The sequence below is a fragment of the Glycomyces sp. NPDC021274 genome, assembly GCF_040641195.1.
GTDB lineage: Bacteria > Actinomycetota > Actinomycetes > Mycobacteriales > Micromonosporaceae > Glycomyces.
On record NZ_JBFADC010000039.1, the window covers coordinates 1 to 2,566 of the forward strand.

Below are 2,566 nucleotides of genomic sequence, written 5' to 3' on the forward strand. Positions count from 1 at the left end.
GCCCGAACTCCGCCCGGTCCTCACCGGCCTCCCGGTGGCCGCCTTCACCGGCACCCTCCGGGGGCGCTACGTGGGCGACACCGCCGGCGCGGGCACCGTGCGCGCCAAGACCGGCACCCTGACCGGCGTCAACAGCCTCGCCGGCACCGTCGTCGACGCCGACGGCCGCCTCCTGGCCTTCGCCTTCATGACCACCGGCACCACCGACCCCCAGGCCGCCCAGAAGGCCCTGGACCGGATGGCCTCCACGGTGGCCAACTGCGGCTGCCGCTGAACGACCCACCCTCCGGGCGCCCACCCACCGTCCTCTCCACCCGCGCAGCGGCCACCTGGGGCCAACCACCCCCGTCGGCTACCAGCCGGCGCGGCGTCCCCGTACCGTGAAGCCATGACGAGCATCGGTGGTGTCGAGATGGTCGACTGGAATCTCGCGGTCGCGACCGCGACCCGATTCGTACGGCCCGGTCCGGAGGTGAGCCGGGACGAGGCGCGGGCGATCGTCGCCGAGCTGCGCCGGCATGCCAAGTCGTCCGAGGAGCACGTCCGGGGGTTCACCCGAATGGCGCAACCCGGCGTGGAGGGCGGGGCGGTGTCGCACGACACGCCGGTCCTGGTGGTGGACCGGCCCGGCTGGATCCGGGCCAACGTCGCCGGCTTCCGGGCGGTGCTCAAACCGCTGCTCGCCAAGATGGAGGACCGGCGGTCCTCGACGCCCGGCGGTGCGGTTCTCGGCGCGGTCGGCGGCAAGGTGACCGGTGTGGAGCTGGGCATGCTGCTGTCGTTCCTGGCGTCGCGGGTGCTGGGCCAGTACGAGACGTTCGCCCCGGCCTCACGGGACCTGCCGGCCGGGACGCAGGGCGGCCGGCTGCTGCTGGTGGCGCCGAACATCGTCCATGTGGAGCGGGAGCTCGACGTGGCGCCGCACGACTTCCGGCTGTGGGTGTGCCTGCACGAGGAGACCCACCGGACCCAGTTCAGCGCCGTGCCCTGGCTGCGGGACCACATCGAGGGCGAGATCCAGTCCTTCCTCAGCGAGACCGACATCGACCCGGGGACGCTGCTGGAACGGCTGCGGGAGGCCGCCCAGTCGCTGGCCGGCGCCAAGCCGGAGGGCGAGGAGGGCGAGGAGAGCCGGTCGCTGGTGGACGTGGTGCAGACGCCCGTGCAGCGGGAGATCCTCGGGCGGCTGACCGCGGTGATGTCGCTGCTGGAGGGGCACGCCGACTACGTCATGGACGGGGTGGGGCCCGAGGTGGTGCCCTCGGTGGCGGAGATCCGGGAGAAGTTCCAGAAGCGGCGGGCCAGCGGCGCCGGCCGGCTGGACCAGGCGCTGCGGAAGCTGCTGGGGCTGGACGCGAAACTGCGGCAGTACCGTGACGGCGAGCGGTTCGTGCGGTCCGTGGTCGAGGAGGTCGGCATGGACGGCTTCAACCGCGTCTGGACGTCGCCCAACACCCTCCCCACCAAACAGGAGATCGCCAAACCGGCGGACTGGGTCGCGCGGGTGCACCGGAAGGCCGACGGAGCACCGTAAGCGCAGGATGTGAGCCGGGCACGCCATGCGGCAGTAGAGCGCCCCTTCAATCACCCGTCTGAGGGACCGTGACCGATGGATAGGCGTGCAATGCTCGGGGAACTGCTCGCCTCTGTCACCATCTAGGCACTCTCTGTTACGAAGTGCCGTCCATGCTTGAGGCTCGCCCCCAGCTGAACGATTGGAAACGGACATGGGTCCCCATCCAGCGGTCGCCGCGATACGCCTGGCGGTCCGCCGCGTACTCCACGACGTGCTCACCCACCACTGCGCGCAGGACCGGGGCGAGGCACCGCTCGTGCTCGTCGCCTGCTCCGGCGGCGCCGACTCCATGGCGCTCGCCTCCGCCCTCGCCTTCGAAGCCCCCAAACTGGGTGTTCGCGCCGGGGGCGTGACCATCGACCACGGCCTGCAGGAGGGCTCCGACCTCCGCGCCGCCGAGGTCGCCCTGCGACTGCGGGCCCTCAAGCTCGACCCCGTCGACCTCGTCAGCGTCGAGGTGGGCCGGGTCGGCGGTCCCGAAGCGGCCGCCCGTGATGCTCGGTACGCCGCCCTGGATGCCACCGCCGACCGCCACGGCGCCAGTGCGATCCTCCTCGGCCACACCCGCGACGACCAGGCGGAGACCGTGCTCCTCGGGCTGGCCCGAGGCTCCGGGATCCGCTCGCTCTCCGGGATGGCCGCGGCCACCGGGACGAACGGCCGCTACCGCCGCCCCTTCCTGGACGTGGACCGACAGACCGCCCGTACGGCATGCCTCATTCAGGCGCTGCCCGTCTGGGACGATCCCCACAACACCGACCCCGCCTACACCCGCTCACGGCTGCGGCACGAGGGGCTGCCGGCCCTGGAGAAGTGCCTGGGCAAGGGTGTCGTCGAGGCGCTGGCGCGGACCGCCCAGCTCTCCCGCGACGACGCCGACGCACTGGACGGCTGGGCCGCAGACGCCGAGGCGACGGTGCTCGACGAGGCCGGCACCCTCGACGTGGCCGGACTCTTCGCGCTGCCGGCCGCGGTGCGCCGTCGGGTGCT

Annotated in this window: 3 protein-coding genes; all 3 read left to right on the plus strand. The window is 72.7% G+C overall.

Annotation, left to right across the window (positions count from 1 at the left end):
• Nucleotides 1–274, plus strand: a 274-nt coding sequence (locus tag AB0I03_RS26335) for a D-alanyl-D-alanine carboxypeptidase (protein WP_360417294.1), incomplete at its 5' end; no start/stop codon positions are given.
• Nucleotides 275–388: 114 nt separating this feature from the next.
• Entirely contained in the window at nt 389–1,534 is a 1,146-nt protein-coding gene (locus tag AB0I03_RS26340; protein ID WP_073444440.1) for a zinc-dependent metalloprotease, read from the plus strand.
• Nucleotides 1,535–1,727: 193 nt separating this feature from the next.
• Nucleotides 1,728–2,566: tRNA lysidine(34) synthetase TilS (gene tilS, locus AB0I03_RS26345; protein ID WP_360417296.1), on the plus strand; the 839-nt coding region annotated here is incomplete at its 3' end.